Annotated in this window: 18 protein-coding genes; 5 read left to right on the forward strand and 13 right to left on the reverse strand. The window is 28.7% G+C overall.

Annotation, left to right across the window (positions count from 1 at the left end; all coding sequences use genetic code 11):
• Nucleotides 1-34: 34 nt before the first annotated feature.
• Nucleotides 35-259 (forward strand): DUF2798 domain-containing protein, encoded by a 225-nt coding sequence (locus AC5SL3_RS04110; RefSeq protein ID WP_271499606.1) that lies wholly within the window; start codon nt 35-37, stop codon nt 257-259.
• Here the strand turns inward: AC5SL3_RS04110 and AC5SL3_RS04115 are convergent.
• Together AC5SL3_RS04115 and AC5SL3_RS04120 are read right to left on the reverse strand one after the other, a co-directional pair.
• On the reverse strand, nt 256-2,685 hold the full coding sequence (locus AC5SL3_RS04115) for an FAD-dependent oxidoreductase (RefSeq protein WP_494577578.1): 2,430 nt from the start codon (nt 2,683-2,685) through the stop codon (nt 256-258). The two genes, AC5SL3_RS04110 and AC5SL3_RS04115, sit on opposite strands and share 4 nt — an antisense overlap.
• A 50-nt stretch (nt 2,686-2,735) precedes the next feature.
• The gene (locus tag AC5SL3_RS04120; RefSeq protein ID WP_494577580.1) at nt 2,736-3,179 is read right to left on the reverse strand and encodes a c-type cytochrome; all 444 of its coding nucleotides are present in this window, start codon (nt 3,177-3,179) and stop codon (nt 2,736-2,738) included.
• A gap of 3 nt (nt 3,180-3,182) precedes the next feature.
• Here AC5SL3_RS04120 and AC5SL3_RS04125 point away from each other — a divergent pair, with 3 nt between their 5' ends.
• Entirely contained in the window at nt 3,183-3,725 is a 543-nt protein-coding gene (locus tag AC5SL3_RS04125; protein ID WP_494577582.1) for a cytochrome b, read from the forward strand.
• A 3-nt stretch (nt 3,726-3,728) separates the two neighbouring features.
• On the opposite strand, the gene AC5SL3_RS04130 is transcribed toward AC5SL3_RS04125, so the two are convergent.
• Together AC5SL3_RS04130 and AC5SL3_RS04135 are read right to left on the reverse strand one after the other, a co-directional pair.
• Nucleotides 3,729-4,433: a formylglycine-generating enzyme family protein gene (locus AC5SL3_RS04130; RefSeq protein ID WP_494577583.1), complete on the reverse strand. Its 705-nt coding sequence runs from the start codon at nt 4,431-4,433 to the stop codon at nt 3,729-3,731.
• On the reverse strand, nt 4,409-5,122 hold the full coding sequence (locus AC5SL3_RS04135; RefSeq protein ID WP_271626214.1) for a class I SAM-dependent methyltransferase: 714 nt from the start codon (nt 5,120-5,122) through the stop codon (nt 4,409-4,411). Before AC5SL3_RS04135 ends, AC5SL3_RS04130 begins: the two co-directional genes overlap by 25 nt.
• A gap of 51 nt (nt 5,123-5,173) precedes the next feature.
• Between AC5SL3_RS04135 and AC5SL3_RS04140 the strand changes: the two genes are divergently transcribed.
• From AC5SL3_RS04140 to AC5SL3_RS04150, 3 genes are read left to right on the forward strand one after another with little or no spacing between them, the layout of a single operon-like run.
• Nucleotides 5,174-6,127, forward strand: coding sequence for an ADP-ribosylglycohydrolase family protein (locus AC5SL3_RS04140; RefSeq protein ID WP_494577585.1), 954 nt, complete (start codon nt 5,174-5,176; stop codon nt 6,125-6,127).
• Entirely contained in the window at nt 6,128-7,444 is a 1,317-nt protein-coding gene (locus AC5SL3_RS04145; protein WP_494577587.1) for an MATE family efflux transporter, read from the forward strand.
• 39 nt (nt 7,445-7,483) lie between these two features.
• Nucleotides 7,484-8,497, forward strand: a complete 1,014-nt coding sequence (locus AC5SL3_RS04150) for an MBL fold metallo-hydrolase (RefSeq protein WP_494577589.1) — start codon at nt 7,484-7,486, stop codon at nt 8,495-8,497.
• A 9-nt stretch (nt 8,498-8,506) separates the two neighbouring features.
• Here the strand turns inward: AC5SL3_RS04150 and AC5SL3_RS04155 are convergent, their stop codons facing one another.
• The 9 genes from AC5SL3_RS04155 to aceA all read right to left on the reverse strand — a co-directional run bounded on the left by AC5SL3_RS04155 (nt 8,507) and on the right by aceA (nt 16,923).
• Nucleotides 8,507-8,932, reverse strand: coding sequence for a SprT-like family protein (locus AC5SL3_RS04155; protein ID WP_494577591.1), 426 nt, complete (start codon nt 8,930-8,932; stop codon nt 8,507-8,509).
• A 139-nt stretch (nt 8,933-9,071) separates the two neighbouring features.
• On the reverse strand, nt 9,072-9,440 hold the full coding sequence (locus AC5SL3_RS04160) for a thioredoxin family protein (protein WP_271499634.1): 369 nt from the start codon (nt 9,438-9,440) through the stop codon (nt 9,072-9,074).
• Between the two features lie 44 nt (nt 9,441-9,484).
• Nucleotides 9,485-10,432 (reverse strand): DMT family transporter, encoded by a 948-nt coding sequence (locus AC5SL3_RS04165; RefSeq protein ID WP_494578781.1) that lies wholly within the window; start codon nt 10,430-10,432, stop codon nt 9,485-9,487.
• Nucleotides 10,402-10,719 carry an AzlD domain-containing protein gene (locus tag AC5SL3_RS04170; protein ID WP_018414275.1) on the reverse strand — a complete coding sequence of 106 codons (318 nt, stop codon included), beginning with the start codon at nt 10,717-10,719 and terminating at the stop codon, nt 10,402-10,404. Before AC5SL3_RS04170 ends, AC5SL3_RS04165 begins: the two co-directional genes overlap by 31 nt.
• Nucleotides 10,719-11,417, reverse strand: a complete 699-nt coding sequence (locus AC5SL3_RS04175; protein WP_011282239.1) for an AzlC family ABC transporter permease — start codon at nt 11,415-11,417, stop codon at nt 10,719-10,721. Before AC5SL3_RS04175 ends, AC5SL3_RS04170 begins: the two co-directional genes overlap by 1 nt.
• Nucleotides 11,418-11,436: 19 nt before the next feature.
• Nucleotides 11,437-12,495 carry an ABC transporter ATP-binding protein gene (locus AC5SL3_RS04180; RefSeq protein WP_018414277.1) on the reverse strand — a complete coding sequence of 353 codons (1,059 nt, stop codon included), beginning with the start codon at nt 12,493-12,495 and terminating at the stop codon, nt 11,437-11,439.
• Nucleotides 12,496-12,499: 4 nt separating this feature from the next.
• Nucleotides 12,500-14,116 (reverse strand): ABC transporter permease, encoded by a 1,617-nt coding sequence (locus tag AC5SL3_RS04185; protein ID WP_011282241.1) that lies wholly within the window; start codon nt 14,114-14,116, stop codon nt 12,500-12,502.
• Between the two features lie 74 nt (nt 14,117-14,190).
• Complete coding sequence (locus tag AC5SL3_RS04190; RefSeq protein WP_011282242.1) at nt 14,191-15,210, reverse strand: Fe(3+) ABC transporter substrate-binding protein; 1,020 nt, start codon at nt 15,208-15,210, stop codon at nt 14,191-14,193.
• 435 nt (nt 15,211-15,645) lie between these two features.
• On the reverse strand, nt 15,646-16,923 hold the full coding sequence (gene aceA, locus AC5SL3_RS04195; protein WP_494577594.1) for an isocitrate lyase: 1,278 nt from the start codon (nt 16,921-16,923) through the stop codon (nt 15,646-15,648).
• Nucleotides 16,924-16,986: the final 63 nt, after the last annotated feature.

Consider the following 16,986-nt stretch of genomic DNA (forward strand, 5'->3'; position numbering starts at 1 on the left):
TGTATAATTCATCAAATAATATAGACAAGCATTAATGATTTCAAAAAAATATTATTCAATTATTTTTGTATTTTTTATTAGTTTGGGAATGTCAGTATTTATGTCTTGTGTAATTACCATTGTTAACACTGGTCTTGAAGGAGATTTTCTTCATCGTTGGGGTACTGCTTGGCTATTTGCTTTTCCACTTGCTTTCTTAGCTGGAAATTTTTTTTCACCAATCTCGAGAAAGCTTACCGATAAACTAACTAAATCTTAACTTTTCAATCTTAAATTTTTAGGATCGAATGCTGGCTCTTCAATAATTTTTGATTTTATTTTTTGTCCCTGAATATCTATTAGAAATTCAGTTCCAACTTTTACTAAATTAGAATTCACATATGCAAAGGCTAAACTTTTGTTCACCCTAAATCCATAAGCACCAGAAGTAGTTAAGCCAACTCTTTCATTGTTATGGTACACTGGCTCATTACCCAAAACATCTGCTGTATTTGTCTCTACCTCTAAATAAACTAGTTTTATTTTAATTCCTTCTTTTAATTTTTTATCAATTACTTTTGATCCAATAAATTCACTTTTTTTATCTAAGTTAAAAAACCGATCTAAACCTGCTTCAACTATACTAATTTCAGGAGTTAATTCAGTTCCCCAACCACGATATCCTTTTTCCATTCTCATTGAATTCATAGCATGAGATCCAAAATTTATTATTTTTAAATTTTGACCTGCGTCCATTAACAAATCATAAAGTTCTTCTAATTTATTCATTGAAACGTGAAGTTCCCAACCTAATTCTCCCATGTAATTCACTCTTAAAGCTAAAACTTTTATATTATTAATTTCAATTTCTTTTGCTTTTAACCAAGGGAAATTTTCATTTTCAATACTTTCCTTTGTGGTTTTTGCTAGTACTTCTCTTGATTTTGGACCAATTAATCCAAGAACACCATATTCATTGGTAATATTTTTAATATCAACTTTTTCATTTTTTAATTTATTTTGATTAAACCAATCTAAATCTCTTATTTCAGATAATGCTGCAGATAAGCCATAGTAATGATTTTCTTTTACTTTAGTGATAGTTAGCTCACTTTGAATTCTACCAATTTTATTATTTATATGTGTTAAGGCTATACTGCCATTTTTTTTTGGAATAATATTTGAGCAAAGTCTATCTAGAAAAGTGGAGCTATCCTCCCCTGTTATTTCATATTTAGAAAAAGTGCTTAAATCTATAATTCCAACATGTTCTGAAACATGCTCACATTCTTTTTGAATTATAGAATGTATGTTGTTTCTACTATAGCTTAACTCTTCTGTTATATTTTCTTTATTAAACCAAGCAGGTTTTTCCCAGCCATATAAATCGTAATATTCAGCTCCTTGATCTTTTAATTTTTTATAAATACCTGATGTTTTCATTGGTCTTCCAGCTGCAACTGTCTCGTGAGGCATAGGTGTTACATACATTCTTCTGTATTGCTCTTTTGATTTCTCAATTGAATAATTTTTATTAACCCAACTCATGTATCTACGAGGTTCAAATTCAAGCATATTAATTTCAGAGTCTCCATGAACAATTTGTTGTGCCATATATTTTCCAGCTCCTCCACCATGAGCTATTCCAATACTAGCTGCACAAAACATCCAAAAATTTTTAAGACCTGGTGCAGGTCCTGCTAAAAAATTGTCATCTGGTGTGTGTGTGATTGGTCCACAAATTATCTTTTTAATACCCACATCTTTAAATTCAGGAATTCTATCCATCCCCTTTTCGAGATGTTTTTCAATTCTATCTAGATCAGGCTCAAGTAATTCCATGTCAAATTTCCAATCCATTCCATCTAAGGCCCAAGCTTCTACATCTTGTTCGTAAGGACCAATTAATAATCCTTTTCCTTCTTGTCTTAAATAAGATGAGGAATCTGGATCTCTTACAACAGGAAGTTCTTTTTCTAATTTTTCAATTGCTGGATGAGACTCAGTTACTAAATATTGGTGAACCATATTAATACTTGGAATGTTTTTTAGTCCAGCCATTTCACCCACTTCAGGACAAAAACTTCCCGCAGCATTTACAACGTGCTCACAAGTAATTTCACCTTTTTCAGTAATTAACTTCCATTCCTTTGATGGTAATTGTTTAATGTTTGTTACTCTATTGTTACGATAAATTTTAGCACCAGCATCTCTTGCACCTTTTGCCATTGCGTTCGTTGTGCTTGTGGGGTCTGTATATCCATCTTCTGGTGTGTAAAATGCACCAACGATTCCATCTAATTTAATAAATGGATGATATTTTTTAATTTCATTTGTGGTAATAATTTCACAAGGAGAGCCTACTACGTCTAATATACCTTTTGTGTGATGGAACCATTCAAGGTCTTCTTTCTTGTAAGCAAGCCTTAAACTACCCGTTTCATGAAAACCTGTTGCTTGACCAGTTTCTTTTTCTAAAGATTTATATAAATTTGTTGAATGTAAATGGATTTTTGCAAGGCTTAAACTGCTTAACATATGAGGACATTGCCCAGCTGCATGCCAAGTTGATCCTGAAGTAAGTTCACTCTTCTCAATTAAAACAATGTCTGTCCAACCTTCATTAGTTAAATGATATAAAAGACTAACACCCATTATACCACCACCTATAATGGCTAATTTTGCATGAGACTGAATTTTATCCATGATCAATAAAAGATATCATTCAAGAAATGGATTTACTATTTAAATTTTATTTAGTGCTCAGCTCTAAATTTTGAGTGACAAGATTTACAGCTACTCCACATATATTTTCCAAGAGTTGCTTTAACATCATCTGCTCCATCAATAGCAGATGTTAACTCAATCATATTACTTGAAGCTTTTGTCATTAATAAATTAAATTCATCTTTATTCTCCCAAATAGAAGGCAAAGCTTCTGTTTCAAATCCAGTTTTTGAATTTTCAGGAAAGAGATCTAATAATCTTTTATAATTATCACTCATTTCAATCATTAATATTTTTGCTTCATCTAAACTTCCATTAGATGCAAGACTATTAATTCTTTTTGCCGTTTTGTAATTTTTACTAAAAATAGATTGTCTTTCTTTAATGATCTCTTCTACTGTTTGCTCAGAAAAAGCACTGAAAGTATAAAATAATATAAAGATAAAAAATAAAGTGTTTTTAATTAATGTCATAATATGTTTAATTTAAACATGTCTATATTTAATAACATATCAAAATATGGATTACTTGCCAAATTAATCCATTGGCTAACTGCCGCAGGATTACTAATTCAAATACCGCTAGGCTTTTACTTGGTAGATTTAGACTTTGATCAAACTAGGGTTGATATAGAAAATTATCATATATTATTTGGATTAATCCTATTTTACACAACTCTAATAAGGCTAACTTTTAAACTATTATCTCCTACATCAAATTTTAATGACAATGCTTTTCCTGGTCAAAAACTTCTAGCAAAGTTAAACCACTTTTTTTTATATTTAGCTTTATTAACAATAACTATATCGGGTATTTTTAAGAAATTATTTAATGGTGAAAGTTTAGTTATTTTTTTCAAAAAAGTTAATCTAACTTATAATTTTGAACTCTCAGAACAGTTTTATTCAATTCACATATTAGCAAACTACATTCTAATTGGTTTAATAAGTCTTCATATTCTAGCGGTACTGTTTCATAAATTTTTATTAAAAGAGAATATTTTAAAGAGAATTTTGTAATTTTTAATTATCAAATGCACATCTAAAACCAACATAGATTGCATAAAAGTTCGAGGGTTTATATTGAACTCCATTAATACTGGTCTTTGAACCTCCATACCACCAGGAGGCCCCCGCTGTTAAAGAATTATTTTTTTCTTGATCATCCACCCACTCCCAAACATTACCACCCATAGCAACTAATCCATTTACGCCTTCTGGCAATATTGTGACATCTACATGCTTGTCATAATTTAATAAACCTTGGGAGTTCATTTCTTTAGCTATATCTCCACTAGGGTATCTATAAGTTTTTTCTTTAATAAATTTATCAGACTCAAATATTTGAGTGTAGGCAGCATAGGACCATTCCTCAAATGTAGGTAATCGGCCATTCATAAATTTACAATAATTCTCAACTTCAAATCTACTTAGATGAACAGCGGGCTCTAATTCACTATCAGGTTTTTTTCCATAAGGTGTTTTAAAATTCCAATTATCACGTTTAACCCAACCAGCACCCCATTCGTAACCTCCACCATTTTTTTCAGCTTCTGTAATGACTTCGTTTTTAATTGTATAATTATTAAACTCCATAATTGTTACTTCATATTTATTTAGTGAAAATTTTCCAAAGTTAATTTTCTCATTTTCAAAACTAAATACTTTAATTGGCAAGATTAATATAAATATCGAGAAATACTTTATACTTTTGTAAATATTATGCATTTAAGCTTATCGTTGAATAAAATATTTTTTTTATATTTTAGGTTAATTTCATTAATACCATTTAAAATTTGAAGTGAACTAAACTTTAATAAAGTTGATATATAGCGTTGTCTTATCATCTTTAAGTAAATATTTTTTTTGATATTAACTTTAAAATTAAATTTGATGATAGTTTTTTTAATATTAAGTTGAAGTAGTTTTTTCCAAATAAGATTGTCTCTTTTAAATGATTGAGTAAGTTTTTGTTTCATCAAAGAAAATGTGGGTATTTCATTATCTTTTGTATCTAAGGTTAAGATTAAAATAATTCCTCCAATGTTCAAACTAGAATATGAGTAGGCTAAAATCTTCTTAATATCCTTTAAATTAAACAAATGAATAGTTTGCTTGATCAGTATTAAATCAAATTTTTTTTTATTATTTTTGAGATATTTGATTGCATTTGTTTTTTTAAAAATGATTCTTTTGTCAAAATCTTTGTGATTTTCAATATCAAGTCCAACAGGCTTATTAATTAATTTGAGTTTAGAGGATAACGAACCCATTATCTTACCTCGGCCACAACCAATATCTAGAATTTTTGAGTGTTTAGTTAGTTTTTTTTGTTTTAATAAAAAATTATTGAATGATTGGATATATTTAGCTGATGAAATCCAAGTTTTGTTATCCCAATTTTTTATACTTAACATTACCTAATTTAAAACATTTTAACTTATATTTAAATAAAGTATTAGTAACTCATGTTTAAAAAGTTGCATATATTTCTTGGCGCAACTGTTGCAGATGCAGCAGCCCGACCTTTGCATTGGGTCTATGATGAAAAAAAACTAAAATCTTATATTAAAAGAAAAAAAAATATTGCATTCTTTAAACAAAATAGATCTCCGTTCTACTCTATAAAAACAGGAGAAGTTTCTGGTTACAATGATGTGGGTCAAGTAATGTTTAAAACATTAACTAAGACCACTAATCATAAAGAGGTTATTAAACTTTTTAAAAAGAATATTGTCAAAAATTTTGGACCAGGGTCAAAATATTGGAAAAATTTATCTTTAAGAAAAAAATACAAAAAAATTAAGTGGAAAACAGCCATGAAAGGTCCATGGATCCATCAAAATATTTTAGAAACTATCAAAAATATTAAATTAAAAAAAACTATCACAGGTGGGACTAAAGTTAACGAGTCTGATGGATATTGTGCAAGCCTACCCTTTTATTTTTCAAATAATTCAGAGCAGAAAACAAAACAAGTTATAAAAACGGTTGCTAATGGCAAAATTAGCGAACAATTTGCGTTGGCAAAACTTAAGATTATTGATTTAGCTGATAAGGGGGACAAGGATCCAGTTAATAGCTTTTTAAGAAAAAATATAAAAAATAAATACTTTAAAAATGTCATTGAAAACATCAAAAAAGTTAAAAAGGTAAAATCAAAACCCCACAATTTTGTTGTAAAGAAATTTGGTAAAGCATGTAGTTATCCAGGTACTTTTAATGGAGGAATACATGCAATCATAACCTCTAAAAATTTTAAAACTGCGGTTATTAAAACAATTAAAGCTGGTGGATGCAATTGTTCTCGTGCTAATTTTGTCGGTGCTTATTTTGCAGCTTATAAAGGTTTAAAAGGTATTCCTCAGGATTGGATAAAAAAAACAAATCCTGCAAAATCTATACTGAAATTTATTGCTTAAATGCAAAACCCATCCATTAAATACATTTTAAAATTATCTATTCCAATTTTCTTTGCAAATTTGGCTATTCCATTAGTTGGTATTATTGATACTGGTTTAATGGGTAATCTTGGTAACTTGTCATACTTATCAGCAACTTCTGTTGCTGCTAATTTATTTTCTATGATTTTTTGGAGCTTTGGGTTTTTAAGGATGGGAACTGTGGGTCTGGTTTCACAAGCGTATGGTAAAGGAGATTATACAGAAGTATTTAATATTGTTATTCGAAATTTATTCTTTGTTTTACTAATTTCATTGATCTTAATTTTATTACAAAGCTATATATTCAATCTAAGTGTGGGTATTTTTAATTTATCAGACACTACTGGGGAATTTTACCAGGATTACTTTCAAATAAGAATTTATTCAGCGCCTGGAGAGCTAACCCTTTATATTATAACTGGTTTATTTGTCGGATTACAGAAGACTAAAATTTCAAGTTTAGCGGTTGGTCTTTTTTCAATTCTAAATATAATTTTAAGTATTATTTTAGTTTCAATATTTGATTTAAATATTAAAGGGGTTGCTTATGGAACTTTAATCTCAGCACTTATAATTTCAACCACTTTTTTAATTTATACATTTTGGTATCTAAATAAAATGTCTAAAATCAATATCAATATTAATGAATTAATAGATCTAAATAAACTTAAAAACATTTTTAATATTAATCTAAATATATTTATTAGAACCATTTTATTAACTTTTTCATTTTTTTGGTTTACTTACCTTGGCAGTCAAATAGGTGAAGATTACATTGCAGCAAATGCAATTCTTATTAACCTGGTCTTTTTGTCTGCTTTCATTCTTGATGCTTATGCATTTTCAACCGAAGGTATGGTTGGTTATTCCTTAGGTAAAAAAGATATAAGCTTGTTTAAAAAAATTGTTAAAAACTCTTTTATTTTAAGCACCCTTACTGGATTAATTATTTCGATAATTTATTTTTTTATTAACAAACACGTCATTACACTAATGTCTGATATTGAAACTATTAGAAATCTAAGTTCTTCTTATGCAGTATGGCTAATACTAATGCCTTTAATTTCATCATTTTGTTATCAATTTGATGGAATATTTATTGGTGCATCACAAACAAAAGAGCTTAGAAATGCCATGATTTTTTCTGTATTTTCTTATCTATTAATGTCTTTATATTTAACAAAATTAATGGGTAATACTGGTATCTGGATATCTTTATGCTTATTTATGGTGCTAAGAGCTTTATCTTTATTTTATTACTTAGACAGAATTTATTTAAGATTTCGTAAAGTTTAATAAATTTAACTAGCACCAATATGATGATATTATAAATAAATGTTATTTCGACAACTCTTTGATAAAGCTTCAAGCACATTTACATACCTAATAGCTTCTGCAAAAGGCAGAGAGGCACTTATTATTGATCCTGTGTTAGAAAATGTTCCACAATATATTAAACTTCTTAAAGAACTAGATTTAAAGTTAGTAAAAGTTATTGATACTCATATCCATGCTGACCATATCTCAGGTATTGCCGAACTAAGAGATAAAACAAATTGCGTTACAGTAATGGGTGACAAAACCCCTGCTGATGTGGTTGCAATGCAAGTTGCCGATGAAGAGACAATTAAAATTGATGGCTTGGAATTACAGGCAATTTATACCCCAGGTCACACCATAGAAAGTTTTAGCTTCTTATTGAATGATAGGGTTTTCACTGGAGATGCATTATTAATTAGAGGAACTGGTAGAACAGATTTTCAAAATGGAAATGCAAGAGATTCGTATAATTCTATTTTTAATAAACTTTTAAAACTTCCAGATGAAACATTAGTTTACCCTGCTCATGATTATAAAGGAGAGATGGTCAGTACCATAATAGAAGAAAAAAAATTCAACCCAAGACTGCAGGTAAGTTCTGCAGATCAATATATCGAAATTATGAATAATTTAAATTTGCCCAATCCAAGTATGATGGATGTAGCAGTTCCTAGTAATTTACAATTAGGAATAGATTTTAATAGACAAAAAGTAAATAACGGTGTCGAACCAGAAAAATTTAATGAAATTAAAAATGATGCTCAGTCAATTTTAATTGATCTTAGAGAGCAAAATGAAATAGATAAAGATGGTATGATTAAAAATAGTACAGTGGTTCGTTTTCCAGAAATTAACGAGTATCTACAACAAAACAAAAATACTTTAAAAGATAAAAGAATTTTATTTTATTGCGCACATGGTCATAGATCGACTCTAGCAGTTCAATTATCAAAATCTTATCAATTTACCAATTGTTTTCACTTAATTGGTGGTCTTAAGAATTGGAAAAAAGAAGGTTTAGATTTATAAAATTAGAATTTAATAACTTAACTTTAAATTTAATCTTTTAAATTTATTTCTAAAGCTAAAAAATAATTTATTATGATTACCAGTATCTTTTTTAATTGTTTGTTGCCATAAGTGAACCATTTCATGAGATAAAGTATTTAAAAACTCCATTTTATTTTTATACTTAGGCATCATCTCAAGTACAAATTTATTTGTACCTTTTCTATAAGAGATATATTCAACACATTGCCCTGATCCTCTTACTATTCTTTTAATCATTACATCATTAAAAGGGTTGAGTTTATTATTAAATAAAGATTTATTAAAAATCTTAAAGTAATTTCTAATGTCTTTAAAATTAGTAGTATATTTTTTCTCAGACTCTATTGTGTCTCTAAGTATTCTTTTTTTTGTTCTTACAATGTAGCTATCTTTAACAATTTTCTTTTTTTTCATTTTTATAGAGTGTGTAAATAAGTGTTATTAAATGGGTATAATTTCTGATTATCTACTACTAAAACTGTAATATACAAGATAATAAAATCTTTAAAAATACGAATGTTTTTAACTTTATTATGATGATGTTATTTAAAGATTAAAGAGATTTAATAGCAGAATAAATTTTGTCTTTATTCATTTGACCGATGCTTCTATAGACCTCTTTGTTATTTTGGTAAATTACAATTGTTGTCCAATAGTCAATTCCTAATTGTTTTGCAATAGTCTTATCCTTTTCTTGCTCAAAGCTTAAAAAGAGGATGTCCTCAAAGTCTTTTTCGGCTTGATTTAGGATCTTAATTTGAGCCTTACATGTTGTGCATGTTTCATTCCAAGAGTTTATGACAACTATTTTTCCATCAAGTTGCGCTTTTTCAAAAATTTCATTATTAAAAGTAGTACTTTTATCTACAGCAAATGAGTTGAATGAAATCAGTGTAAAAATTATGATGAGTATTTTTTTCATAATCTTAATATATAAGATACAAGATTAATTAACAACTCATTGTTTTATTTTATAACTCCAATTTGTTTCTGTCTTGATATGATAATTAAACCACTAATTATAATAATTAATGCACCAATATAACTATTAGTTGAAGGAACTTCATCAAATAAAAAATATCCATAAATAATGCCCCATAAAATCACTGAATATCTAAAAGTTGATGTAACAGACACAAGTGCAATCTTGATAGTTGCAATTGAAAAAATATAACCCATTGCTAAAAAAAAAGCTGAAATGAATAAAATAAAAATATCTTTTAAGGTAAAATCATAAAATTTGTAAATACTTAATATTCCAAAAAAAATAGTCACAACAAAACACGTCATAAATGCAGTTTGAAGACTATGATAATCTTTTTTAAAATTTTTTGTGTACATATCTCTAATTGAAAGCATGATTGCTGCTAAAATTGGAAATATAAAATAATAACCAAACTCTAATTTCCCTGGATTAACAACTACTACCACACCAATAAAACCTAAAATTACAGCACTCCATCTTCTCCATCTTACTTTTTCATTCATAAAGATTGCCCCAAATGCAGTTAAGATAATTGGCGCCATACTTAATAGAATATAAACTTTTGCAAAAGGTAGTAAGGCAATACCTATAAAAAAAAATAATGCGGCTAAAGACTCAAGAAATCCTCTTATCTTTAGTTCTGTCGAAGAAAAAATTAACTTAAAATTTAATTGTTTTTTTATGTAAAGAAATAATAAAATAAATAGTAGTGTAAAGATCCCTCTTATAAAAATTATTTGATTTAAAACAAATATTTCATCGAAATGTTCATATATGTTTTTTACAAAAGCATCATTTGTTGCAAATGAAAACTGACATAAAAGCATATATAGTATGCCCAATAACTCATTGTTAATTTTAACTTTTGCAAACATTTTGGGAGTAAATATAGGCTTTTTTATTGATAATATACAAAAATTAGAAACCAGTAAGAAGCTAGGCCTGCTAAAATTGTAACAATAATACTTCTGCTAAAATAACCAACGATAATGGCAAATATGGCTGCTAGTAATTTTGGATTACTATCAATGTCTATAGACCCTGTAGCATTAAGAAATATAGGAGGAAATATTATTGCTGGAAAAATAGCTGATGGAACATAGGATAAAACTTTTTTTGTCTTTTCATTCAAAATATCTCTCTTTAAAAAAAAGATCATAGAAAATCTTGTCATATAAGTCAAAATTCCACAGTATATAATTGTTGTCCAATGCATTATTTTTTCTTCTTATCAATTAATGTAATTATAGTAGCAACTGATAAGGCTGATAGTGCTGCTACAATAATGTAAGCTTGAAATGGAATAGCATTATAACCAATGGTTGCCACAATACCTGATACTAGCATTACAATTACGTTCTTAAATTTTCTAAAATCATTAATCAACAAAGCAAGAAAGGTTAAGGAAATCGTAAAACTTAACCCTAACTCTTCAGGTACTACTGATCCAAGAACTATTCCTAAAATTGTTGAAATTTGCCAAATTGTCCAACAAGTAAATCCAGCACCTAATAGGTGATAATGTTTATACTTATTATTTAAATTTTTCTTAAAATAAATATTTGAGACCGCAAACGCTTGATCAATTAACACATAGGATAATATAATTTTCCAAGTAAGCCTTAAGTGAGATAGATATTCAGAAAAAACTGCACCGTACAACAAATGTCTAGAGTTTACTGCCGTAACTGATGTTATTGCAACTAATGATGATGCACCTCCAGAAAATAATTGCAATAAGACAATTTGAGAGGCTCCACCAAAAATTATAATAGACATACCAAATGTCATATACGCGCTCAAACCTAGCTCCATTCCAATAACACCATATATAATTCCAAATGGAACTACCGGTATCATTAAAGGACTTACATCAATAATCCCTTTGGATAATGTTTTTAATCTATTATTCATTTTAATTTAAGATTTTGTATTAGAAACAAACTATATGATCAATATTAATAGGACGCTTGATACCAAATTTTTCATCTACTTCATGTTGATGAATATGGTGGGAATGGACAAACACTGGTATTAATTTATTACTTGTAGTTTTAAGGGTGTAGATAAAATTTGTTCCCCTAAATTTTCTATCTACTACTTCTAATTTTAAGTTACTTTGATCATCATGTTCTAGATCTTCAGGCTGCAATAAAAGTTGAACTTCAGACCCTTTTGGATAATGTTTTATAAAATCTCCAGTTATTGTTCCAAGATCATCATTTTCTAAACTATTTTCACCTGTAACTTTTGCTGGGATTAATATGCCTCGATTTAAAAAATTAACCACCTCTATTGAGTTTGGAAAATGGTAAACATTATACGGATCATCGTATTGTTTAAGTTGACCATCTAAAATTATTCCACATTTTGTTCCCAAATAAAAAGCTTCGTATGAGTCGTGCGTTACAATAATTGTTGTAATTTTATGTTCTGTTAAAATTTGCTTTAATTTAACCTGTATTTCTTCTTTAAAGTTCTGATCAACATTTGAAAGAGGTTCATCTAATAACAATAAATCAGGATTAGATAGCAAAGACCTTGCTAATGAAGCTCTTTGAGCTTCTCCAGAACTTATCTGATGTGGATATTTATCAGCAATGTGTTCGATATGAAGAAGCTTATTTATTTCATTTAAATTTAAGCCTTTCTTCTTCTTTTTATTTCTATCAGCACCAAATTTTATATTTTCTAAAACCGTATAATGGGGAAAAAGTGAATTGTCTTGAAACCCCATAGAAATATTTCTATTTTCAGGTTCAATATGAGTTTTATCAGATGATAAGATTTTATTTTTTAAGATAATCTTTCCTGATTGTATTTTTTCCAAACCTGCAATTGTTCTAAGAATAGTAGTTTTACCAATACCTGATGGGCCTAATAAACAAACAATGTCTCCTTGATTTTCGATTGTAAGAGACACATTATTTACTTTGCTCTGAGCACTTGCTGCAAATGTTACATTATTTATTTCTAAAAAATTTTTTGTCATAATTTTAATCCTTAAGGATATATCTAGATGTAATTAAAATAAAGCAACTTGCAATAAGAATAAGCAGTAATGATGGGGCCGCTGCAGCTTCAAGTAAATCTTGGGAAGCATAAATGTATGCTTTTGTTGCAAAGGTTTCAAAATTAAATGGTCTCATAATTAGAGTAATGGGTAATTCCTTAATTATCTCTATAGTTAACAAAATACCTATTAATAAAACAGAATTCTTTAAATAAGGAACATGAATATTTTTAAATGTTTTAAGTTTTGAATAACCAAGAAGATAAGCACTTTCATCTATAGAATAATTAATCTTTAGGTAGCCAGATTTAATTCCATTATTTGCTAAGGAATAAAATCTTATAAAGTAAACTAAAATCAGACCAAAAATTGATCCAATAAAAATAGGTTTAATCGTTTCTGTTCCAAGATAATTAATCATATTTAGATCTAACCATGAAATAAATGTTATAAAAGCAACTGCTAAAATAATTCCAGGTATTGCATATCCAGAAATAGAAAATGTATTTAATGCTTCTAAAAATTTACTTTTTGAAACTCTGTTTCCATAGTTTGAAATAAAGGCTAATAATATTAATAAGCAACACGATAAAAAAACTAACAACATTGTATTTGAGAATAATTCAATTAAATTTAAATCTAAAAAGTGTTTTGGAAAAATAATTGTCCAATATAACATTTGAAAAACTGGAAATAAAAAGCTTAAGAAAAATACTAACGTACAAAATAAAAACGCTAAAATTGATTTATAATTATATAAATGAACTACAGATTTTGATTTAAACCCTCCTTTTGATGATGTGTGATATTGAGCTTTTTTTCTAGATAGATTTTCTATAACAAAAAGTCCAAGTATAAAAATTAACAAGTAAGATGATAACCTGTTTGCTAAAGTAAGATCGTCAAAAGATATCCATGCATTATAAATACCTGTTGTTAAAGTCGACACTCCAAAAAATGAAACAGAACCAAAATCTGATAAGGTCTCCATCGCAACCAACGAAAGGCCAGCAACTATTGCAGGTCTTGCTGAAGGTAAGATTATCTTAAAAAATGATTTTTGCTTAGAAAAGCCAAGGTTTTTACCAAGTTCTATTAAGTTTTGTGACTGATAATGAAATGATGCTCTAGTTAATACGTAAATATAACCAAATAACGAAAATGATATTGAAATTATTGCGCCTAACATTCCATCAAACTTTGGAATATGAGCGTTGTAATTTCCCTCGCCCAATAAGTTTTTTAAAATTGAAAAAGCCGTTCCATAGTTTTCAAAAAAAGCAGTTAATGAATATGCATAAATATAGGCTGGTACTGCAAAAGATAGGATTAAAGCCCATTTAAAGAAATTAACACCAGGAAATTTATAAAATGAAACTAAATAAGCACAACCAACTCCTATAATAAAAGTTAAGGTTAAAACACCTGTCAAAAGTATTAATGAATTATAAATATAATCTAAAAGAAAAGTATTTTTTAAAACTGTTACATAGCCTCCAGTTGTTTCAAAGAAACTACTGAATACAGTTATAATGGGTACAGCTACAATTATGGATATGACAAAAGAACTAAAATACCAAATGTTAATCTTATTACCCATTTTTTAACAACGCACTAATAACATCAAGCAGGGTAATTAACTTAATATTAAAAGCGCGCTGTGTTATAACCTCTTTATTTCCACTTCGCGTTAAGCATTATCTCTAATGCGATAGCTTGATTTTTTCCGTAATTAGCTACTTTAGTTTTAAGGTCTTGTTTAAAATTAAACCCCATTTGTGTAATTAATCCATGAGGCTCAACACCTTCAATCATTGGATATTCATACGTATTATTAACAATATGTTGTTGAGCATCTTTAGTTAATAAAAACTCTAACAGTTTAATTGCGTTATCTTTATTTGGAGCATATTTTAATATTCCACCTCCACTAATATTCATATGTGTTCCTCTATCACCCTGATTTGGGAAAAATGGTAATACTTTTTTTGCAGCCTCTTGTTGCTCTGCACCTTTACTACCAGAAAGCATAAGTGCGTAATAATAAGTATTTGCAACAGCAATATCAGCTTCGCCAGCTGCTACAGCTAAAATCTGAGCTCTATCATTTCCCTTTGAGTCTCTAGCCATATTCTTAACCAAATTTTCTGCCCAAATAGTAGTTCTCTCTTTTCCATTATTATCTATTAATGAAGCTACTAGAGATTGATTATAAATATTATTAGATTGTCTTATAACAATTCTACCTTTCCACTTAGGATCAGCAAGACCTTCATAAGTCAATCCATTAAGATCATTGTCACTTACTCTCTCTGGAGAGTAATAAATTATTCGTGCTCTTTTAGCTATTCCTGTCCAATTTTTAGATCTAAAGTTTGCCGGTACTGCAGATTTAATTGCTGGCGACATAGAGTTTTGAAACATCCCTTTTAAATCGAAAAGTCCTAACTTTCCAGCATCAGCTGTAATATAAAGATCAGCTTTTGAATCTTTTCCTTCTTCTATAATTCTTTTTTGAAGAGATTTATCTTTGCCGGATATGACATTCACTTTAATTCCAGTTTGAGATGTAAATTTATTGTAAAGCTGGATATCTGAATCGTAATGTCTTGCACTAAAAACATTAACTTCATTAGCTAATGTCATGCTTTTAAAAAAACTCAAGGTTAATATAATAAGTATAATTTTTTTCATTTTTTCCTTTATTTTTTACCCTTGATTAGTTTAGAATGCTTATTATTAACATTGCGAATGATTATCAATCGCATTTATTGACGCAGTTTACAATGGTTAATTAAGTTAATATCCGGATAAGCAGATTACTTAGGAAAGACATGAATGCATAAAACCCTATAAAGAAATTGCAGTACATTATTGAAACAGCCCGGTTTCTAACTCTTCTTTTTCTTACAAATGGCTTATCATCAAGGTCTGAAACATCTCTTTCTCCAATTACTTGATAGTCATATGACCAACGCCATACAGAATTACCAAAACGTTCATCTGTCTTATTGTAGTAGATAATCCAAGCAACAATGTATCTGTGAGAAATATAAAGAATGACTAAAAGTATACTACTTATAAGCATCTAAATATATAATCATATTTAGAAAGGTTATTAAAGACCAATTAAAACTGCTCAGATTCTGTTGATCCTGCCATAGCAGTTGTAGAACTTTTTCCACTACTTATGGTATTTGAAACTGCATCAAAATAAGATGTTCCAACTTCTCGTTGGTGTTTAACACTTGTATAGCCATCTTTTTCTCTAGCAAACTCAAGCTCTTGGATTTTAGAATAAGCAGTCATTCCTTCTGTTTTATATTTTTCAGCAAGTTCAAAAATTGCAATATTTTGAGTATGAAATCCTGCAAGAGTAATGAACTGAAATTTATAACCCATCTCACTAATTTTTTGCTGAAATGTTGCAATCTCAGCATCTGATAAATGCTTTTTCCAATTGAACGAGGGAGAGCAATTGTAAGCTAATAATTTACCAGGAAACTTTTTATGAATTGCATCTGCAAACTTTTTTGCCTCTTCTAAGTTTGGTGTTGCAGTTTCACACCAGATTAAATCTGAATAAGGTGCGTATGCTAAACCTCTGGAGATTGCTTGATCAATTCCGTGTTTAACATAATAAAAACCTTCTGGTGATCTTTCACCAGTTAAAAATGGTTTATCATTTTCATCAAAATCATTCGTAATTAATTTTGCAGCATTAGCATCAGTCCTTGCTAAAATTATTAAGGGTACATCTGCAATATCCGCTGCAAGTCTTGCAGCTTTTAAATTTTTAATCATTGTACCAGTTGGAACTAAAACTTTTCCACCCATGTGACCACATTTTTTTTCACTAGCTAATTGATCTTCAAAGTGAACTCCAGCAGCTCCAGCTTTAATAAATTTTTTTGTTAATTCAAAAACATTTAATGGGCCACCAAATCCTGCTTCTCCATCTGCAATAATAGGTAACATATAATCTGTTCTATCTTTTGATTTCATATCACCATCTTGTAATTCCATATGTTGAATTTGATCTGCTCTGATTAAAGCATTGTTCATTGACTCAACTAATTTTGGCGCACTATCATATGGATATAAAGATTGATCTGGATACATTTCACCAGCCGTATTTGCATCAGCTGCTACTTGCCATCCACTTAAATAAATTGCTTTTAATCCAGCTTTAGCATGTTGAATAGCGTGATTTCCAGAAAGTGATCCTAATGTATTAATATAATTTTCTGAATTTAACAGATCCCATAATTTTTTAGATTGATGCTTACACATCGAATATTCAATTTTGATAGAACCTCTTAATCGCTCTACTTCTTCTGGAGTGTAGTCTTTTTTAATTCCCAAAAATCTTTTTAAATCGTATGAAACTTTAGCTTCTGAGCTCATATGTAGGTCTTTCTAAATTATGTATTAAGAAAATTAAATCGTGTATAAATTAACGGTAAGAGG

Source organism: Candidatus Pelagibacter sp. PS_34, assembly GCF_059417845.1.